Below are 19,588 nucleotides of genomic sequence, written 5' to 3'. Positions count from 1 at the left end.
ATCCATTGCCACCTGCGAACATCCCTAGGAGTCCGCTACATATGAACAAGATCTACAGCAAGGTTTGGAACAAGGAACTGGGCCAGCTCGTCGTGGCCTCGGAGTTTGCCCGGAGCGACAGCACCGGCGTGGTCCAGGGAGCTGGCGCCGCAACCTTGTTGCGCAGGTCGCTGCTGGCCGCGGTGCTCGCACCGGCGCTGGCGTTGGCCGGATTGGCCGGATTGGCCGGATCAACCGCGTTCGCGCAGGACGCGAGCTGGACAGTCTCCAACGGCGACACGATCACCTTCCAGGGCGATGACAATATCAACGTCAACCTGACCGGGGCGAACGATGACGCCACCTTGGCGATCACGCTCGATCCCGATCTCGTCGTGGATAGCGTCACCGCCAGCACAGTCACCACCGGCAGCACGGTGATGAACAACAGCGGCGTGGCCGTAGGTGGCAACGTCATGCTCGGCAGCACCGGTCTGACGATCACCGGCGGCCCGAGCGTTACCCTGGACGGTATCAATGCTGGCAACCGCGTGATCACCGGCGTTCTCGCGGGCGAAGTCGCCACGGACGCGGTCAACGTAGGCCAGCTCGACGCGGTCAATACTGTCGCCGCCGCGGCCCAGGCGGCCGCCGCACAGAACACTGCCGACATCACCACAAATATCAACGCGATCTCGACCAACACTGCCGACATCGCGACGAATGCCGCCGACATCGCCGCCAACACGGCAGAGATCGACGATGTCAGGTCGTCCGCCACCGCCGGCTGGAACATCAGCGCCGAGGGCGGCCCGTCTGCGAACGTGGGTTCGGGCGGTTCTGTGGACTTCAGCGGCGATGGCAACATCGAGGTCTCGCAGGCGGGTACCAACCTGGCCTTCAGCCTGGCCGACGAGATCGAGGTCGGGAGCATTGGCGTGGGCGGCATGACCCTTGATGCGGATGGCATCGATGTCAACGGCAAGGTCATCACCGGTCTGGCTCATGGAAATATCGCGCTGGATAGCACCGAGGCGGTCACCGGCCATCAGCTCCATAATGCGTTGTTCGAGGGAGGTACGGCGTTCGGCGTCCGGTACTTCCGGGTCAACTCCGAGGAAGAGGACTCCAGGCCCTTGGGGGAGGAGTCCATCGCCATCGGTCCGGATACGGAAGCTGCAGGGGACAGCAGCTTCGCCGCCGGTGACGGCGCCGCCACCACCGAAACCGCCGAGGGCGCCATCGCCCTGGGGCAGGGCGCGACGGCAGGCACCGAAGACGCGGTGGACGGTGACGGCAGCGGCTCCATTGCCATCGGCCGCGGCAGCCAGGCAGCGGGCAACAGCACCGTGGCGCTGGGCGACGGCGCCAGCGTCGAGTCCGAGTATGTGGAAAACGCCACCGCGGTGGGCGCGGGCGCGAGGGTAACCGGGAACTTCGGCACCGGCGGTACAGCGGTCGGCGCCAACGCCAACGCCAGCGCCGCCAACGCGACCGCGCTGGGAACCGATGCTCACGCATCCGGCTCCGGCAGTATCGCCGTCGGCCAGGCCAATGCAACCGCCGGCAACGCGATTGCCGCAGGTACGGGCGCCTATGTCGGTACCGGCGACAGCATCGCGCTGGGCACCGGCGCCGGAGTCGGCACCGAGGACACCCCGGGAGGCGATCGCACCGATCACATCGCCATTGGAACCGCGGCGGGACAGGATGTGGTTGGTAATCAGAGCACCGCGATCGGTTACGGGGCAGGCCAGAGCGTGATCGGCGACGGCAATGTCGCACTCGGCGTTGAGGCCGGTCGCGGTCTTACGGGCAACAACAACATCTCCATTGGCGTCAATGCGAACGATGGTGCCGGGGGCAGGGCGCAGGCCATCGCGATCGGTGATGCGACTGAAGCCGGCTCCGACTCGGTGGCCCTCGGCAGCGGAGCCAGGGCAGCAGGCAGTGAAACGCTGGCGCTCGGCAAGGACTCGTCCGCAGGCGCAAACGGCGTTGCGCTGGGCGCCCACGCGGACGCGGAAGGCAGCAACATTGCGCTGGGCCGCAATTCGGCCGCGCGGGAGTCTGACCTGATCGGCACCGGGTATCTGACCGGCGAGGCCGTGCCTGGTAGTGCGGTCTCCGTCGGCAATTCGAACCCCGGCGAGGCTTTCCAGCGCCGGATCACCAACTTGGCCGATGGTTCGCAGCGCTACGACGCGGTCAACGTGGGCCAGTTGCAGGGCGCGCAGCAGGCTGTTGCGAACCTTGTTGGCGGCAGCGTGACAGTGGAATCGAACGGCAGCTTCGGTGGCTACGTCATCGAGCTGCAGGACCAGGATGGGATCTCCCACCAGTACACAACAGTCGCCGAAGCGATCAACGCGGTTTCCAGCGGTGCTATCAACGTGCTGCCTGGCGACGCCGTGATCTACAACCCGAACGGCACGGTGACCGTGGCACAGGGTGTCGTGGGTACCGACGCTGTCAATGTGGAACAACTTAACGAGGCGGTCGCAGAAAGCGGCGTGAAGTACTACAGCGCCAACACCACCGTCGATGCCAACAGGGATAACGACGGCGCAACCGCCGATGACGCCATGGCCATTGGCCCGGCGGCGGTTGCCAGCGGCAGCTCCTCGCTGGCGATCGGCCATGCGGCGCGGGTGAACGCCGGCGCACACAACGGGGTGGCGATTGGCCACGATGTCAGCGCCCGTGCGGAAAACGCCACCGTGCTCGGCAACCGCAGCCACAGCTACGACGCAGGTGGCGTGGCCATCGGCCAGCAGGCCGTGAGTCGCGGCCAGAACTCCATCGTCATGGGCACCGGCGCTGAGGCCGATCCCAAGTCGGGCGATACGGTAGACAACGCCATCGTCATCGGCACGGTTGCCGAGGCCACCGCCGACGATGGCATCGCCATCGGCCAGAGCGCGCTGGCCTCCGAGGAGCGCGCCGTGGCCCAGGGCTACGATGCGCACGCCATGGCCACCGACTCACAGGCCTTCGGCACCCGTGCCCGCACTACCGGCGTGAACTCGCAGGCCAGCGGCACTGACGCCCACGCCAGCGGAACCAACGCGATCGCCACCGGCACCAACTCGCGCGGCTACGCCACCGACGGCATTGCCATGGGCACGGGCGCGATCTCGGGCTTCGTTGTCGACATCCCGGGCGATGACGCGCGCAATCACGGCAGTATCGCGATTGGCGACACTTCAAGAGCTGATGACCTCAATGCCATGGCCCTTGGTGTCGAGGCCCAGGCGCGCGCCGAGTCGGCGACCGCGATCGGCGACTCTGCCGTTGCTACCGAGAGTGCCGAGGACGGTCTGGCGGTCGGTTCCAGCGCACGGGTCACTGCACAGAACGCATCCGCTTTCGGCCGCGGTGCAGAAGCCGTGGCTGAAGATGCACTCGCAGTCGGCTCCGGTGCCCGTGCTTCCGGGCAGAACGCTTCTGCGGTTGGCCGCGGAGCGGAAGCTTCGGCTGAGAACGCCTCCGCGTTCGGCCAGGGTGCGCGGGCCATGCACCAGGGCTCGGTCGCACTGGGCAGCGGGGCGGAGACTGCAGCGGCGGTTGGGACCGCCAGCTACACGGTAGACAGGAACACCTACAACTTCGCTGGCACCAACCCGGTGGCCACCGTAAGCGTGGGCACCCCGGGCGCCGAGCGCACCATCACGAACGTGGCTGCCGGACGCATCAGCGCGACCAGCACCGATGCGATCAACGGCAGCCAGCTCTACGGCACCAACCAGGCCGTTGATGCGCTCGCAGACGATCTCGATACCGCTGGCCAGAGCGTGGCAGCGGCACTGGGTGGAACCTCCGCCTACGATCCGGTCACCCACAACGTGACAGCGGGCCTGTCCGTGCAGGGCAACAGCTACACCAACGTCCAGGACGCGCTGACGTATGTCGGTCAGGGCTGGAACGTCAGTGCGGAGAGTGGCGCCAGTGCAAACGTTGCACCGGGCGGCTCCGTGAACTTCAGCAGCGATGACGGCAACATCGATATCAGCCGTAACGGCACCGATCTGGTGTTTGACCTGTCCGATGATCTTGAAATCGGCAACAGCATCACTGTTGGCGGCACCACCATCGATGGTGACCAGATCACCACCAACAACCTGACGGTCGGGGGTGAAACCCGGCTGGGCGACAATTTCGTCGTCAACAACGCTGGCGACGTGACCTACAACGGTTCGGAGATTGCCACTCAGAACGATGGCCTTAGCTTCGCCGGCAATACCGGCGGCACCATCGACAAGACCCTGGGCGATAACACCCCGCTGACCATTTCCGGAGATTTGGCCGCGACCGAGGCCTCCACTGGCGCCAACCTGCGCGTGGACAGCGACGGCAACCAGCTGAACCTGGTGATGGCGCGTGATCTGACCGACCTGGACAGCATCACCATCAACAACGGTCCGGTGATCAACGGCAGCGGCATCGACATGGGCGATACCCGCATCACCAACTTGGCCCCGGGTCAGGACGGCACCGACGCGGTGAACGTCGACCAGTTGGAAGCGGTCAGCGAGACCGCCAACGCAGGCTGGAACGTGTCGGTGGACGGCGAGGGCGCAGTGGCCGACAACAACGTCGGTCCCAGCGGCACGGTGGACTTCAGCAACACCGACGGCAATATCGAGATCAGCCGCGACGGGACGGACCTGGCGTTCAACCTGGCGGACGACCTCGAGATCGGTAACAGCATCACGGTTGACGGCAACACCACCATTGATGGCACAGGCGTGGGCGTCGGCACCGACGTGCACCTGGGCGATACCGGCCTGGTGATCAACGGCGGCCCGAGCGTGACGACGGCCGGCATCGATGCCGGCGGTACGGTGATCACCAACGTGGGCCCGGGCGTGGACGGCACCGACGCGGTGAACGTGGACCAGCTCAACACACTGGCCAACACCCCGCTGACGTTCGCCGGCGATGCCGGCGCGGACGTGGACCGCAGGCTGGGCGAGACGGTGAGCCTGATCGGCGGCGCGGACGAGTCCGCGCTGACCGACGGCAACATCGGCGTGGTCGCCGATGGCACCGACACCCTGGAGATCAAGCTCAACAAGGACATCGACCTGGGTGAGGACGGCAGCCTGGCGATCGGCGATTCCGAGCTGGACAACGACGGGCTGGCCGTGAACGACGGCGCCGGCAACAGCACCGCCGTGGGCGCGGGCTCGATCGAGGTCACCGAAGGCGGCTACACGACCACGATCGGCGGCACTGCGGTCTCGATTGGCGGCGACAACCCGATCCTGATCAGCGGCGACACCGGCACCATCGGTGGGCTGACGAACCAGACCATCGACTATCCGGAGTTTGCCGACGGCACCGGTCGCGCGGCGACGGAAGAACAGTTGGGCCTGGTCAACCAGACCGCCACGGCGGGCTGGAACCTGAGCGGCTCGGGCGCGGACGAAGTGAACATCGGTCCGAACGGTTCGGTGGACTTCCAGGGCGACCAGAACATCACCGTGGCCCAGACCGGAGACGACCAGGAAGGCGTGATCGGGGTCACCTTGAACCGCGATCTGGACGTGGACAGCGTGACCGCCGGTGACACAGTGGTCGACGGCACCGGGGTTGGCGTGGGTGACGACGTGCACCTGGGCGATACCGGCCTGGTCATCGGCGATGCCGATGGTCCGCGGTTCACCAACGACGGCATCAGCGCGGGTGGTCAGGTGATCACCAACGTGGCCCCGGGCGTGGACGGCACCGACGCGGTGAACGTGGACCAGCTCACCGGGCTGGCCAACACTCCGCTGACGTTTGCCGGTGACGCCGGCACGGACGTGGATCGCCTGCTGGGCGAGACGGTGAACCTGGTGGGCGGTGCGACCGATGAGGTTGCGCTGACCGAGGGCAACATCGGCGTGGTCGCCAACGGCGACGACACCCTGGAGATCAAGCTCAACAAGGACATCGACCTGGGTGAGGACGGCAGCCTGGCGATCGGCGACACGCTGGTCGACACCGATGGCCTGGCGGTGACGGATGACGATGGCAACGTGACTATGGTTGCGGCCGACGGTACGACGGTGGAGGACGACGCCGGCAACGTGACCACGGTTGCGGCCGGAAACGTGACGGTCACCGACGGAGACGGCAGCACCAGCATTGGTGCGGGCGTGGTGACGGTGGCCGGAACGAGCAGCACGATCACGATCGACGGCGACGCCGGCATGATCGGCGGGCTGACCAACACCACGTTCGATCCGAACGCAACCTACACGGGTGGCGTGGCGGCGACCCAGGAGCAGCTGAGTCAGGTCAACACCGACCTGACCTCGGCGGGCCTGAACTTCGTGGGTGACGATGGCCAAGTCGTGCATCGGGACCTGGGCGATGAGCTGTCGATCACCGGCGGTGCGGATCTGAACGCGCTTGCCGAAGGCAACATCGGCGTGACCCGCAACGTGGATGAAGACGGCCTGGTGATCGAGCTGGCCGACAACATCGAGCTGACGGAAGACGGCAGCCTCGCGATCGGCGACGGCACCGACGGCAGCACGCTGGATGCGGACGGCCTGACGGTGGTTGATGGCGACAACAGCACCGTTGTTGAGGCGGGCACGATCTCCGTGACCGATGGCACTGCGGAGACCGTGATCGGCAGCAACCAGGTCTCCGTTGGCGGTGACAACCCGATCCTGATCAGTGGCGACACCGGCACGATCGGCGGCCTGACCAACCTCACCTTCGACCCGGACAACATCGTGAGCGGCCAGGCCGCCACCGAAGACCAGCTTGGGAACGTCTACGACGTGGCCAACGCGGGCTGGGATGTCAGCGCGCAGGGCGGCAACGCCACCAACGTGGGCGTCAACAGCCCGACCGGCAACACGGTTGACCTGAACAATGCCGACGGCAACATCGTGGTCACCAAGGCCGACGACAGCAACGACGTCACGTTCGACCTGTCCGACGAGCTGGAAATCGGTACCAGCATCACAGTTGGCGACACCTTCATCGACGGTGACAGCATCACCACCACCAACCTCACAGTCGACGGCGTCACTCAGCTGGGTGACCACTTCACGGTCAATGATAACGGCGTGTACTACGAGGGCCCGATCACCGAGGGTGACCACATCGTCAACAAGACGTACGTGGACGGCGCGGTGGACGATCTGGCCAATACTCCGCTGACGTTTGCCGGCGATGCCGGTACGGACGTGGAGCGCAGGCTGGGTGAGACGGTAAACCTGGTGGGCGGTGCGGCCGATGAGGCAGCGCTGACCGAGGGCAACATCGGCGTGGTTGCTGATGGCAGCGATACCCTGGAGATCAAGCTCAACAAGGACATCGACCTGGGCGCGGACGGCAGCGTCGCGATCGGTAATACGACGGTCAACAACGCCGGCCTGACGGTGGCAGTCGCCACCGGCAGCACGACGGTGGGCGCAGGCTTCGTAAGCGTTGAGGGCGCCGGCGGTACGATCATGATTGACGGCAACACCGGCACCATCGGCGGCCTGACCAACACCACCTTCGACCCTGACAGCTACACCAGCGGACAGGCGGCTACCGAGGACCAGCTCAAGCAGGTCAGCGATGTGGCCAATGCCGGCTGGAACGTGTCGGTCGAGGGAGAGGGTGCGGTGGCCGACAACAACGTCGGCCCCGGCGGCACGGTCGACTTCAGCAACACCGATGGCAACATCGATATCGGCCGCGATGGCACCGACCTGGTGTTCGACCTGGCTGACGACATCACGGTCGACAGCGTCACTGCCGGCGACACCTTCATCGACACCACCGGTGTGGCGGTCGGCACCGACGTGCATCTGGGCAATACCGGCCTGGTGATCACCGGCGGGCCGAGCGTCACCATTACCGGCATCAACGCCGGCAACATGGTGATCACCAACGTGGCCCCCGGTGAGATCAGCGCCACCAGCACCGATGCCATCAACGGCAGCCAGCTGCATGGCATGGGCGACTCGATCACCACGATCATCGGCGGCAACGCCGAGCTCAACCCGGACGGCACCATCACCACCAGCGACATCGGTGGCACCGGGCATGACAACATCGACGATGCGATCCGCTCCGCCAACGATGCGGCCAACGCCGGCTGGACGGCGACCGATGCAGACGGCAATGCCGCCAACATCGGCCCGAACGGCTCGGTGAACTTCACCGGCGACGGCAACATCAGCGTGGCCCAGACGGGCGACGACAACAGCGGTGAGATCGAAATCACCCTCAACCGCGACCTCGACGTGGACAGCATCACCGCCGGCAACACCGTGATCGATACCGATGGCGTGCGGGTGGGCGATGACGTGCACCTGGGCGATACCGGCCTGGTGATCGAGGGCGGCCCGAGCGTGACCACCGACGGCATCGATGCCGGTGGCAGCGTGATCACCAACGTTGCGGCCGGCGTGAACGACACCGACGCCGCCAACGTGGGCCAGCTCAACCAGGTTGCAGGTGACGTGAACGACCTCGGCGACCGCATGGATGTGGTGGAAGGCGATGTCAGCGACCTGCAGGCCGGCGCGACCGGTCCGTTCCAGGTCAGCCAGGAAGCCCCGATCGTGGCTCCAACTCCAACCGGCGCGAACTCGGCGGCGGGCGGCAGCGGTGCGGACGCCAGCGGTGACAATTCCACTGCCCTGGGCAACCAGGCCGTGGCCAGCGGTGCCAACAGCACCGCGGTCGGCCAGGGCGCGCAGGCCACGCACGACAACAGCGTGGCGCTGGGCCAGGGGTCGGCGACGACCGTGGGCGCCCAGTCCGGCTACGACGCGGCCTACGTGGGCAGCAGCAGTTCGTCGGGCGAGGTCAACGTTGGCAACCGCACCATCTCCGGCGTTGCGCCGGGCGTGGCGGGCAACGACGCGGTCAACGTCAACCAGCTCAACGCCGGCGTCAACCATGCAGTGGTCACGGCCAACGACTACACCGACCAGCGCATCAACCAGGTGCAGGGCGATGTGTGGCACCTGCACGGGCGCGTTGACGACCTGGAGAAGAGCATCAACTCGGGCGTGGCGACCGCGATGGCCATGCGCCAGGCGCCGTACGTGGCCGGGGCGACGACGTACTTCGCCGGTTTTGGTGCCTACAAGGACCAGGGCGCGCTGGGCGTGAGCCTGCGGCGGACCGCAGACAACGGCCGCTGGAGCCTGGAAGGCGGGTTCTCCGCCAACCGTGACGGTGCCGGCGGTTACGTCGGCGTGAGCGGCGTGCTCGGCAGCAAGTGACCAGGCGCCGCCGCCTCCGGCCAGGCCGGGGGCGGCGGCAACCCGCAGGATTCGAATCTAGAGGAATGACATACATGTCACACAGGAACATGATCCGCCGGTCGCTGGCCCTTGCCTTGCTGCCGTTGTGCGCCGCGGCGCTGCACGCAACGGACCTGGTGGTCCCCGCCGGCGCCGATGTGCCCATCCAGGGCGTGGTGGGCGACACCGAATTTCCGGACATTGACCGGGCGTGGCTGCGCGGCGGTGATTTCGTCAACGTGGAGAACCTGCGCCAGATCGGGCGCGGAATGAGCAAGAACCAGATCCGCTCGCTGCTGGGCAATCCGCACTTCAGCGAGGGGATCGGCGGCGTATCGCGCTGGGACTACGTGTTCAACTTCCGCACCGGCGTGGATACGCACGTGACCTGCCAGTACCAGCTCAACTACGAGCGCCCCGAGCGACGCTACCTGGTCGAGTCGATCCACTGGGACGGCCCCGCCTGCCTGGACGTGCTGAACGCGGCACCCGCGCCCGTGGCCGTGGCGCCGGAGCCGGTGGTCCATACCCTGTCGGCCGATGCGCTGTTCGCCTTCGACCGCTCCGGCGTGCGGGACATCCTGCCCGAGGGGCAAAAGGAAGTGGCCGAGCTGGCCGCCAGCCTCAGCGGCGACGACCAGGTCCGCATCAGCGTGGTGGGCCACGCCGACCGGCTCGGCAATGCCGATTACAACCAGCGGCTGTCCGAACAGCGCGCCAATACGGTCCGCGATCTGCTGGTCCAGGACGGCATTCCCACCGGCAGCATCACCGCTTCCGGTCGCGGTTCGACTCAGCCGGTGACGAGCTGCGATGCCGGACTGGGGCGTGACGCGCTGGTCGCGTGCCTGCGGCCCGATCGCCGCGTGGAGATCGAGGTCAGCGGCCAGCGCTGACCGGCAAGGGCTCCGCCTGACGACCCCGCTTCCCGACCGCTGTGCACCGCGGATCCGGGTGCGGGGTTTTTTATTCCATCTCCCGCACGGTCTCCAGCACCATGTCCCCGTACCGTGCCAGCTTGCCCGCACCGATGCCGCCGATTCCGGCCAGTTCGGCCTCGGTCGTGGGACGCTCGGCGGCAATGCCGCGCAGGGTGGCGTCGTGGAAGATCACGTAGGCGGGTACGTTTTGTTCCCGTGCCAGGCGGGCGCGCATCTCGCGCAGTGCCTCGAACAGCAAAAGGTCGGCCGAGGCCAGCTCCACCTGGGGAGCTGATGCCCGCGAGGCGCCGCTGCGGTCCCGCTCACGCCGGGGCGGAGTGATCCTGCGCAGCATCACCCGTTCGCCGCCGGTGAGCACCGGCCGGCTGGCGGCCGTCAGGCGCAGACCGCCATAGCCTTCGCCATCCACTTCCAGCAGGCCGTGGGCAACCAGCTGGCGGAACACGCCGCGCCAGCTGCGGGCGTCCATGTCGGCGCCAATACCATGGGTGCTGAGCCGATCGTGGCCGAACTGGCGGACCTTTTCGTTGTCTGAGCCGCGCAGGACGTCGATCACGTGCGCCGCGCCGAAACGCTGACCGCTGCGATAGACGCAGCTGAGCGCTTTCTGCGCAGCCTCGGTGGCGTCCCAGGCTTCGGGCGGGTGCAGGCAGTTGTCGCAGTTGCCGCAGACCTCCGGATACTCCTCGCCGAAGTTGGCCAGCAGCACCTGGCGCCGGCAGCGCATGGATTCGCAAAAGCCCACCAGGGCGTCGAGCTTGCGGTGTTCCAGCCGTTTGCGCTCCTCGCCTGACTCGGACTGTTCGATCATCTGCCGCAGCAGCACCAGGTCGCCAAGGCCGTAGCACATCCAGGCCTCTGCGGGCTCGCCGTCGCGGCCGGCGCGGCCGGTCTCCTGGTAGTAACCCTCGATCGACTTGGGCAGGTCGACGTGGGCCACGAAGCGCACGTCCGGCTTGTCGATTCCCATGCCGAAAGCGATGGTGGCCACCACCACCACGCCATCTTCGTGCAGGAACCTGCGCTGGTTGGCGGCGCGGATGCGGGCATCGATGCCCGCGTGGTAGGGCACGGCGTCAATCCCGTGTTCCGCCAGATACTCCGCGAACTCCTCCACCTTGCGTCGCGACAGGCAGTAGACGATGCCGGCCTCGCCCTGGTGGGCCTGCAGGAAATCCAGCAGCTGGCGCTTGGCGCTGTCCTTCTGCACCACGGTGTAGCGAATGTTGGCACGGTCGAACGAGCTGACGAAGCGGCGCGCATCTTCCAGTTGCAGGCGCTCGGCGATCTCCCGCTGGGTGGGCGGATCGGCGGTGGCGGTAAGCGCCACCCGCGGCACCTGCGGCCAGCGCTCGTGGAGCACGGTGAGCTCGCGGTATTCACGGCGGAAGTCGTGCCCCCACTGGGAAACGCAGTGCGCTTCGTCGATCGCGAACAGCGCCAGCGGCGCCCGGTCCATCAGCGACAGGAAACGCGGGGTCAGCAGCCGCTCCGGGGCCACGTAAAGCAGGTCAATTTTCCCGTCCAGCAACTGGCGTTCGATTGCCTGGGCGGCATCGGCCTCCAGGGTGGAGTTGAGATACGCGGCGCGCACGCCCAGCTGGTTCAGGGCCTCGACCTGGTCCTGCATCAGCGCAATCAGCGGCGACACCACGATCGCCGTGCCTTCGCGCAGCAGGGCGGGCAGCTGGTAACACAGCGACTTGCCGCCGCCCGTGGGCATCAGCACCAGGGCGTCGTTGCCGGACGCGACGTGGTCGACAATGGCGGCCTGCTCGCCGCGGAACGCGGAATGGCCAAAGACGCGCTGCAGGACTTCCAGCGCAGATTGCTCTTGTGGGGATGACATGCCCACAAGGATACCGGCGCGCCCCCCGCCGGCCTATCGGACAATTCCCTCCACGCGTGTCGGAAAGCGTCGGGAATCCCGGCGTTACGCTATTGCAGGAGCGAGCGCAGCATCCAGGCGTACTTTTCGTGGGTCTGCAGGCGCTGGGTCACCAGGTCTTCGGTCGGCGCGTCGTCGGCGTCATCGGCCTCATCCAGCACCTTGCGGGCCGTGCGGCACACCGCTTCGTTGCCCTCCACCAGCTGGCGGACCATCTCCTCCCAGGATTGGGCCTTGGTGGCGCCGGGCGCCTCGGCGATCGTGCTCAGCTGGGTGAATTCCGTATACGAGCCCGGCGCATTGAAGCCCAGCGCGCGGATGCGTTCGGCAATTTCATCCAGGGCCTGCCACTGCTCGGTGTACTGCTCCTCGAACATGGCGTGCAGCGAGTTGAACATCGGGCCTGTCACGTTCCAGTGGAAGTTGTGGGTCTTCAGGTACAGGCTGAAACTGTCGGCCAGCAGGCGGGACAGCCCCTGGGAGATCTTCTGGCGGTCCTTGTCGTCAATGCCGATATCCACCGCCGGGCCGGAACTGCCGGGCCCGGGCGAGGCGGCGGGAAGGGAAGTTTTCTTGCCCTTGCTGGATTTGGTGGTCTTGCTTGACTGGGTCTTGGCCATGGCTTGATCTCCCTGACATGCTGGAAAGGCGACAATACTCTTCTCTTGCTACAGCTATATATGTGTTCTGGTTTGTCCGGTTCCAAATCATCATTTTCAAACACATCGATGAATCCTAGCTCCCGTCCTGCGACCGGCGCGTCAAGACAGGCTCGGCGCGCGATCGACGGCGCGCTGGCGCGTGACCGTGGGCGGTTGATGGGTCTGTGGAACCGGTGGAACGCGGATTCTGCCGGGGATGATGCCCGCGAGCGGTTCGAGCAGGCGTTGCAGGCCTCCGTGCAGGAGCGGGAGCAGCGGGCCGCCCGGTTGCCCAGGCCCAGCGTGGATACCGGGCTGCCCATCGCCGCGGAAGCCGAGCGCATCGTGGAGCTGATTCGCGACCACCAGGTGGTGGTGGTGGCTGGCGAAACGGGTTCCGGCAAGACCACCCAGCTTCCCAAGCTGTGCCTGGCCGCGGGCCGGGGGGCGGCGGGGATGATCGGCTGCACCCAGCCGCGCCGGATCGCGGCCCGGGCAGTGGCGCGTCGCGTGGCCGAAGAGCTCGACGTGCCATTGGGCGAGGAAGTCGGCTTCCAGGTGCGTTTCAATGACCGGGTCAGCGATCGCACCGCGATCAAATTCATGACCGACGGCATCCTGCTGGCGGAAATTACTTCCGATCCCTGGCTCTCGGCCTACGACACGCTGATCATCGACGAGGCGCACGAGCGCAGTCTCAACATCGATTTCCTGCTGGGTTACCTGAAGCAGCTGCTGCAGCGGCGCTCCGACCTCCGCCTGATCGTCACCTCGGCAACCATCGATACCGGGCGGTTCGCCGAACATTTCTCTGACGCGCCGGTAGTGGATGTGGAAGGACGCGGCTACCCGGTCGAGGTGCGGTGGCGCCCGCTGGAGGGCGAGGGCGAAGAGGAAGGCCAACGCACGGTGGTCGACGGCGTGGTCGCGGCCTGCGATGAAATCATGCGCGAGCGCGGCACCGGCGACACCCTGATATTCCTGCCTGGCGAGCGCGAAATCCGCGATGCCCATCGGGCGCTGGAGAAGCGCAAGTACCGCCACACCGAGGTGCTGCCGCTGTACGCGCGGCTGTCGGTGCGCGACCAGGACCGGGTGTTCAATCCCGGCCCGAAGCGGCGCATCGTGCTGGCTACCAACGTGGCCGAAACCTCGTTGACCGTGCCGCGGATCCATTACGTGGTCGATCCCGGCCTGGCACGGGTCAAGCGCTACAGCCCGCGGCTGAAGCTGGACCGGCTGCATGTGGAGCCGATCTCCCAGGCCAGCGCCGACCAGCGCAAGGGACGCTGCGGCCGCGTGGCACCGGGCACCTGCATCCGCCTTTATAGCGAGGCGGACTTCCTCGCCCGGCCGCAATACACCGACCCGGAAATCCGCCGCGCCGCCCTGGCCGGGGTGATCCTGCGCATGCTCTCGCTGGGTCTGGGCGAAACCAGGGGCGGTGGCCGGCGCAGGCGTGGACAGGCCGAGGCAAAGGCGAGTCCCCGGCTGATCGAGGATTTCCCCTTCATCGATCCGCCCGATCCGCGGGCCGTGGCCGACGGCTGGCAGCAGCTGACCGAGCTGGGCGCGGTGGATGAATCACGCCGCCTCACGGCGATCGGCCGCTCCATGGCGCGGCTTCCCCTGGACGTGAAGCTGGCGCGGATGCTGGTGGCCGCCCACGCCCACGGGTGCCTGCGCGAGATGCTGGTGGTGGCCTCGTTCCTGGGCATCCAGGATCCGCGCGAGCGTCCTGCCGATCAGCGCACCGCGGCCGACAACGCCCACGCGGAGTTTGCCGATCCGAAGTCCGAATTCGTCGGCATCCTCAAGCTGTGGGAAGCCTATCGCCAGGCCCATGCGGATTCGACCCAGTCGCAGCTCAGGCGCTGGTGCGAGCGCAATTTCCTCGGGTTCCTGCGCATGCGCGAATGGCGCGAGCTGCATCGGCAGCTCAAGCTGCAGTGCACCGAACTGGGATGGGAAGCGGCCGGGCCGGACAAGGATGGTGCGCCGGATGGTCCCGAGAGCAAGGAAGCCGCTGCCCGCTACGCCACCCTGCATCGCGCCGTGATTGCCGGTCTGCCGACGCAGGTAGGCCAGCGCGTGGATCGCGGCCTGTATGACGGTCCGCGTGGGCGCAAGTTTCAGCTCTTTCCCGGCTCGGTGCTGGCGCGCCGTCCGCCGCCGTGGGTGCTGTCGGCAACGCTGCTGGACACCGAGCGGGTGTGGGCGCTGACCAACGCTGCGATCGAACCCGAGTGGGTGATTGCCGAACTGCCGCACCTGCTGGCCCGCCGGCACCACGACCCGCGCTGGGCCCGGTCGCAGGGGCGGGTGATCGGCAGCGAGCAGATCAGCCTGTTCGGCCTGGTGCTGGCGCCGAAGAAGCCGGTGGATTACGGCCGTCTGTATCCGGACCAGGCGCGGGACATTTTTCTGCGCGATGGCCTTGCGCGCGGCGAGGTCAACCTGCGCAGCCCGTTCCTGGCGCGCAACATGGCCACGCTGGAGAGTGCGCTGGAAGAGGAAGCCAAGCAGCGCCGCGTCGGCCTGGTGGTGGACGAAGACTGGATGACGCAGTGGTATGCCCAGCGCATTCCGGGTGAGATCGTCGATGCACGTTCGCTGGACGCCTGGTATCGCAAGGCTTCCAAGGCCGAGCGGCGGGCGCTGGAATGGAGCCGCGACGACCTGCTGGTGGCCGAGGAAAGCGACGCGTCCCGCTTCCCGCCCGTCATCGCCCTGGGTGATGCGCGTCTGGACGTTCTTTACCGCTTTGAGCCGGGTGCGCCCGACGATGGCATGACCCTGGTGGTGCCGCTGCACCTGCTCAACGCGCTGGACCCGGCGCGCCTGAGCTGGTTGGCGCCGGGCTTCTATCTGGACAAGGCCACGGCGATGATCCGCTCCCTGCCCAAGGCGCTGCGCCGCAATTTCGTGCCGGCGCCGGACTTCGCCAATGCCTTCGCCCATGCACATGAGCGGCCTGAGGCGGACGATTTTGCCGGCACGCTGGCCAGGTTCCTGCAGCGGATGACCGGGGTGGCGATACAGGGCACCGAATTCGATGAATCCGCGCTGGATCCGCACCTGCGCATGAATCTGCGGCTGCTGGATGCCGACGGTCGGAATGTCTTGGCCGAATCGCGCAGCCTTGAAGAGCTGCGTGCCCGGTTCGGCAAGCGTGCCGCCGAAGCGTTTTCCGCCCGCGCGGCCCGGGGCATGGCCAGGCAGGGACTGACCTCGTTCCCGGAAGAGCCGGTGCCCATGTCCGTACCCGGGGCGGGCGGCGTGGCGGCGTATCCGGCGCTGTCCGACGACGGGGAAACTGCCGCCTTGGCGGTATATGCCGATCCAGCGCAGGCCCGCCGCCTGCATCCACAGGGTGTGCGGCGCCTGCTGCGCATTGCCCTGGAAGTGAAGCTGCGCCAGGTGCGCAAGCAGCTGCCGGTCAATCCGCGGACCGCGCTGCTGTACGCGGCGATCGAGGCGGGCGGTGGCGGACGCGCGGGCGACCTGCTGCGCCAGGATCTGGTGGACGGCGCCTTTGCCGCCCTGTCCAGCGAAGGCCTGCTCGAAGTGCGCGACGCGGATGCATTCGCCGCCGTGAGGGACCGGATCGGCCGGGGGGTGTCTGCCGAATCGATGCGTCGGTTGCAGCTGGCAGAAGAGATCCTGGAGCGGATCGCCGCGATCCGCGCCGGCCTGGAGTCAACCCTGATGGGCTGGGCGCGCGCCAACCTGGACGACATGCATGCGCATCTGGCCGCGCTGGCGCCGCCCGGTTTCCTGCGTGAAGTGCCCGAATCGCTGTTGGCCGAGTACCCGCGTTACCTGCAGGCGCTGGAGCTGCGGGCCGAACGCGCCCTGCGCGATCCGCTACGTGACCAGCAGCGCATGCTGGAGCTGGTCCCGTTCGTCCAGGCACTGGAAGAAGCCGGGCTGCAGGGGCAGGGCCATGAGCCGGAATGGCTGGAGTTCCGCCGCGACCTGGAGGAGCTGCGGGTCTCCATCCACGCCCAGGAACTGGGCGTGCGCGGCGGGGTGTCGGCAAAAAAGCTGGCCCGGCGGCTGCAGGCGATCCGCGCGGAGCAGCAGGCCAGCTGACGGTTACTGGACGCGGCGCACCTTGGTGCGGGTGTTGTAGCCATCGATCCGCAGCCACCACACTCCCAGGACACCTGGGCTGATGGTGACCGCGGGGCTGCTCACGCGCACGCCGTCCATGCGGGTGCCATCGGTCTGCTCCCAGACCTGGCCGTTGTCCAGGGTGTAGCGCTGGCCGCGACCAAAGCCATTGAACTGGCCGCTGAGGATGCCGCGCACCGGGCCCGCAGGCGGGACCGGTGCTCCTTGCTGGACCTCCTGCAATGCCTGTTCCCGCCCTTCCCCGCGACCCTGCTCCACCGCCCTCTCGACCGCCACCGTGGTTTCTTCCTGCTGGCGCTGCAGCCAGCGATCCAGGTTCGCCAGCTCCGCGGCGCTGAGCTTGTCCAGGCCGGAGGCACGGAACTCTTCAGCGCTCATCTGCTGCTGGAGGCCCTGCTGGGCCATGGCCGGCGTGGCGCAGGCCAGCGCGACGGCGACGATCATTAAACGGAGGCGGGGCATGGACTGTTCCTCTTCGACGGTCGGCAGTAGTGTAAGCGTATCCCCCACTCCCGAGGCAGGTCAGGCGGTGTCACACGCCAGCATATCGCTGCAGGCCCTTTTCGAGCTGCCGGAAACGGCCGCGCTGGATCCCGGCCTTCGCGCCCTGCTTGGCTCGCACGCCGACGCGGGGCATACCGCGATCCGGATGCACGAGCCGCTGCCGCTGCTGGCGGACACGCTGGGATCGCTCGCGCGCCTGGACGCGGATGCGGACATGGTCGGCGCCGCGGTGGTTTTTGCCATCAGGGAGTGGGCCGCGCCGCTGATGCCCCGGCTGGAAAAGGACCATCCGCGCGTTCATGCGCTGGTGGATGGCCTGCAGGCCAGCGGTCAGGTCTGGGACCTGCATGCCGAACGCGGCGGCAGTGGCAACCAGGAAGGATTGCGCCGGCTGTTGCTGGCCATTGTGCGTGATCTGCGGGTGGTGCCGATCCTGCTTGCCCAGCAGCTTGCACGGATGCGCGTTGCCGCGGAGGCACCCGATGCGGAGCGCATTGCGCTGGCGAAGCTGACCCGGGATATCCATGCGCCGCTGGCCAACCGGCTGGGAATCTGGCAGCTCAAGTGGGAGCTGGAGGACCTCGCCTTCCGCCATCTGGAACCAGAGACCTACCGCCGCATCGCCAGGCTGCTGGCCGACAAGCGCAGCGCCCGCGAACGATTCATCGAGCAGGTGCAGCAGGATCTGGCCGAAGCCCTGGCCGCACAGGGCGTGCGCAGTGAAATCGCGGGCCGCCCCAAACACATCTACAGCATCTGGAAGAAGATGCGGGCCAAGGACATCCCGTTCGGCGAGCTGTACGACCTGCGCGCGGTGCGGGTTCTGGTTGACGACGTTCCAGCCTGCTACGCCGCGCTGGGCGTGGTGCATGCGCTGTGGGCGCCGATCCCCAGCGAGTTTGACGACTACATCGCGCGGCCCAAGCGCAACGACTACCGCTCGCTGCACACCGCGGTGGTCGGTCCGGAAGGCAAAACCCTTGAAGTGCAGATTCGCACCCATGAGATGCACGAGCAGGCCGAGCTCGGCGTGGCCGCGCACTGGCGTTACAAGGAGGGCGGCTCGGGCGATGCGGCGCTGGAGCGCAAGATCGAGTGGATGCGGCGGCTGCTGGACACGCACCAGGAAGGCGGCGATGCGTCGCTGGCCAGCGCCCTGGACACCGAACTGGTCGAAGACCGCATCTACACGCTGACCCCGATGGGTGAGGTGATCGACCTGCCGCTCGGGGCCACGCCGCTGGATTTCGCCTACCACGTGCACACCATGGTCGGGCACCGCTGTCGCGGGGCCAAGGTCAACGGCCGCATCGTGCCGCTCACCCATGCGCTGGCCAGCGGTGACCGGGTTGAAATCCTCACCGGCAAGACCGCCGAGCCGCGGCGCGACTGGCTGCAGGTGACCAATGGATATCTGGCCAGCGGCCGTTCGCGGGAAAAGGTGCGCCACTGGTTCCACAAGCTGGACCGCGCCCGCAACGAGCAGGACGGACGCGAGCTGCTGGACCGGGAACTCAAGCGCATGAGCCTGCAGCAGGCCGACCCGGCGCCCGCCCTGCGCAAGTTCCGCGCGGCCAGCATCGAAGACCTGTATGTGCAGGTGGCGCTGGGTGACGTGGGCCCGCACCAGGTGGCGCGCGCGCTGCTTGAACACGAGGCCGAAGCCAGGCGGGGCGACGAGCCGGCGGCCCCCGTGGCCAGACAGCCCCGGCGCAAACCCCGCTCAAGTGCAGAATTCAGCGTGGTGGGCGTGGACAACCTGCTGGTGCAGGTGGCTGGTTGCTGCCGGCCACTGCCGGGCGAGCAGATCGGCGGCTACCTCACCCGCGGGCGCGGAGTGAGCGTGCACAGGTCCGACTGTGCGGCGTACCTGCGCCTGGTCGCACGCGAGCCACGCCGGGCGCTGCCGGTGGACTGGGGCAATGCGGACGGTGCGCACGAGGCAGCGATCGTGGTCGAGGGTATGGACCGCCGATACCTGCTCAAGGATGTGTCCAACCTGATTGCGCAGGAAAACGCGCACGTGCAGGAAATCAACAGCGAGCGCCTGGGGGGATCGGGCCAGGTGCGTCTGCGGCTGCAGGTGCGGGTGCAGGATTTCGGCCAGCTGTCGCGGCTGCTGGGCAAGATGGAAGCGGTGCCGGGGGTTGAACGGGCCTATCGGCCCTGACGGTCCCGCTCCATCGGTCCCGCCCATCAGCCCCGGCCGATCACGCCACGATTGAGCGCAGTCTCTTATGCTTTGCG

At 67.3% G+C, this 19,588-nt stretch carries 7 protein-coding genes; 4 read left to right on the top strand and 3 right to left on the bottom strand.

From position 1 onward, the window contains the following. Nucleotides 1–41 precede the first annotated feature (41 nt). A complete protein-coding gene (locus ACW7G2_RS05460) occupies nt 42–9,209 on the top strand; it encodes an ESPR-type extended signal peptide-containing protein (RefSeq protein WP_456973522.1) in 9,168 nt (3,055 codons plus the stop codon). Nucleotides 9,210–9,283: 74 nt separating this feature from the next. After that, nucleotides 9,284–10,126: an OmpA family protein gene (locus tag ACW7G2_RS05455; RefSeq protein ID WP_456973520.1), complete on the top strand. Its 843-nt coding sequence runs from the start codon at nt 9,284–9,286 to the stop codon at nt 10,124–10,126. A 70-nt stretch (nt 10,127–10,196) separates the two neighbouring features. On the opposite strand, the gene recQ is transcribed toward ACW7G2_RS05455, so the two are convergent. Both recQ and ACW7G2_RS05445 read right to left on the bottom strand, forming a co-directional pair. Next, a complete protein-coding gene (gene recQ, locus ACW7G2_RS05450) occupies nt 10,197–12,020 on the bottom strand; it encodes a DNA helicase RecQ (protein ID WP_456973518.1) in 1,824 nt (607 codons plus the stop codon). 89 nt (nt 12,021–12,109) lie between these two features. Further along, the gene (locus ACW7G2_RS05445; RefSeq protein WP_456973516.1) at nt 12,110–12,679 is read right to left on the bottom strand and encodes a Dps family protein; all 570 of its coding nucleotides are present in this window, start codon (nt 12,677–12,679) and stop codon (nt 12,110–12,112) included. A 108-nt stretch (nt 12,680–12,787) separates the two neighbouring features. Here ACW7G2_RS05445 and hrpA point away from each other — a divergent pair, with 108 nt between their 5' ends. After that, nucleotides 12,788–16,795 carry an ATP-dependent RNA helicase HrpA gene (hrpA, locus tag ACW7G2_RS05440; RefSeq protein WP_456973514.1) on the top strand — a complete coding sequence of 1,336 codons (4,008 nt, stop codon included), beginning with the start codon at nt 12,788–12,790 and terminating at the stop codon, nt 16,793–16,795. A gap of 3 nt (nt 16,796–16,798) precedes the next feature. Here hrpA and ACW7G2_RS05435 read toward each other — a convergent pair whose 3' ends face one another. After that, nucleotides 16,799–17,299: a hypothetical protein gene (locus tag ACW7G2_RS05435; RefSeq protein WP_456973512.1), complete on the bottom strand. Its 501-nt coding sequence runs from the start codon at nt 17,297–17,299 to the stop codon at nt 16,799–16,801. On the opposite strand from ACW7G2_RS05435, the gene ACW7G2_RS05430 reads away from it, so the two are divergent. Further along, nucleotides 17,298–19,511, top strand: a complete 2,214-nt coding sequence (locus ACW7G2_RS05430) for a RelA/SpoT family protein (RefSeq protein ID WP_456973510.1) — start codon at nt 17,298–17,300, stop codon at nt 19,509–19,511. The two genes, ACW7G2_RS05435 and ACW7G2_RS05430, sit on opposite strands and share 2 nt — an antisense overlap. Nucleotides 19,512–19,588 lie beyond the last annotated feature (77 nt).

This window comes from Luteimonas sp. A277, assembly GCF_054052045.1.
Note: the sequence above shows the minus strand (reverse complement) of the source record. Positions and strands in the feature narration are given on the sequence as shown.

Coding starts and splice junctions, on each gene's coding strand:
- hrpA (WP_456973514.1), top strand. CDS start 12,788: ATGAATCCTAGCTCCCGTCCTGCGACCGGCGCGTCAAGACAGGCTCGG.
- ACW7G2_RS05435 (WP_456973512.1), bottom strand. CDS start 17,299: ATGCCCCGCCTCCGTTTAATGATCGTCGCCGTCGCGCTGGCCTGCGCC.
- ACW7G2_RS05445 (WP_456973516.1), bottom strand. CDS start 12,679: ATGGCCAAGACCCAGTCAAGCAAGACCACCAAATCCAGCAAGGGCAAG.
- ACW7G2_RS05460 (WP_456973522.1), top strand. CDS start 42: ATGAACAAGATCTACAGCAAGGTTTGGAACAAGGAACTGGGCCAGCTC.
- recQ (WP_456973518.1), bottom strand. CDS start 12,020: ATGTCATCCCCACAAGAGCAATCTGCGCTGGAAGTCCTGCAGCGCGTC.
- ACW7G2_RS05455 (WP_456973520.1), top strand. CDS start 9,284: ATGTCACACAGGAACATGATCCGCCGGTCGCTGGCCCTTGCCTTGCTG.
- ACW7G2_RS05430 (WP_456973510.1), top strand. CDS start 17,298: ATGGACTGTTCCTCTTCGACGGTCGGCAGTAGTGTAAGCGTATCCCCC.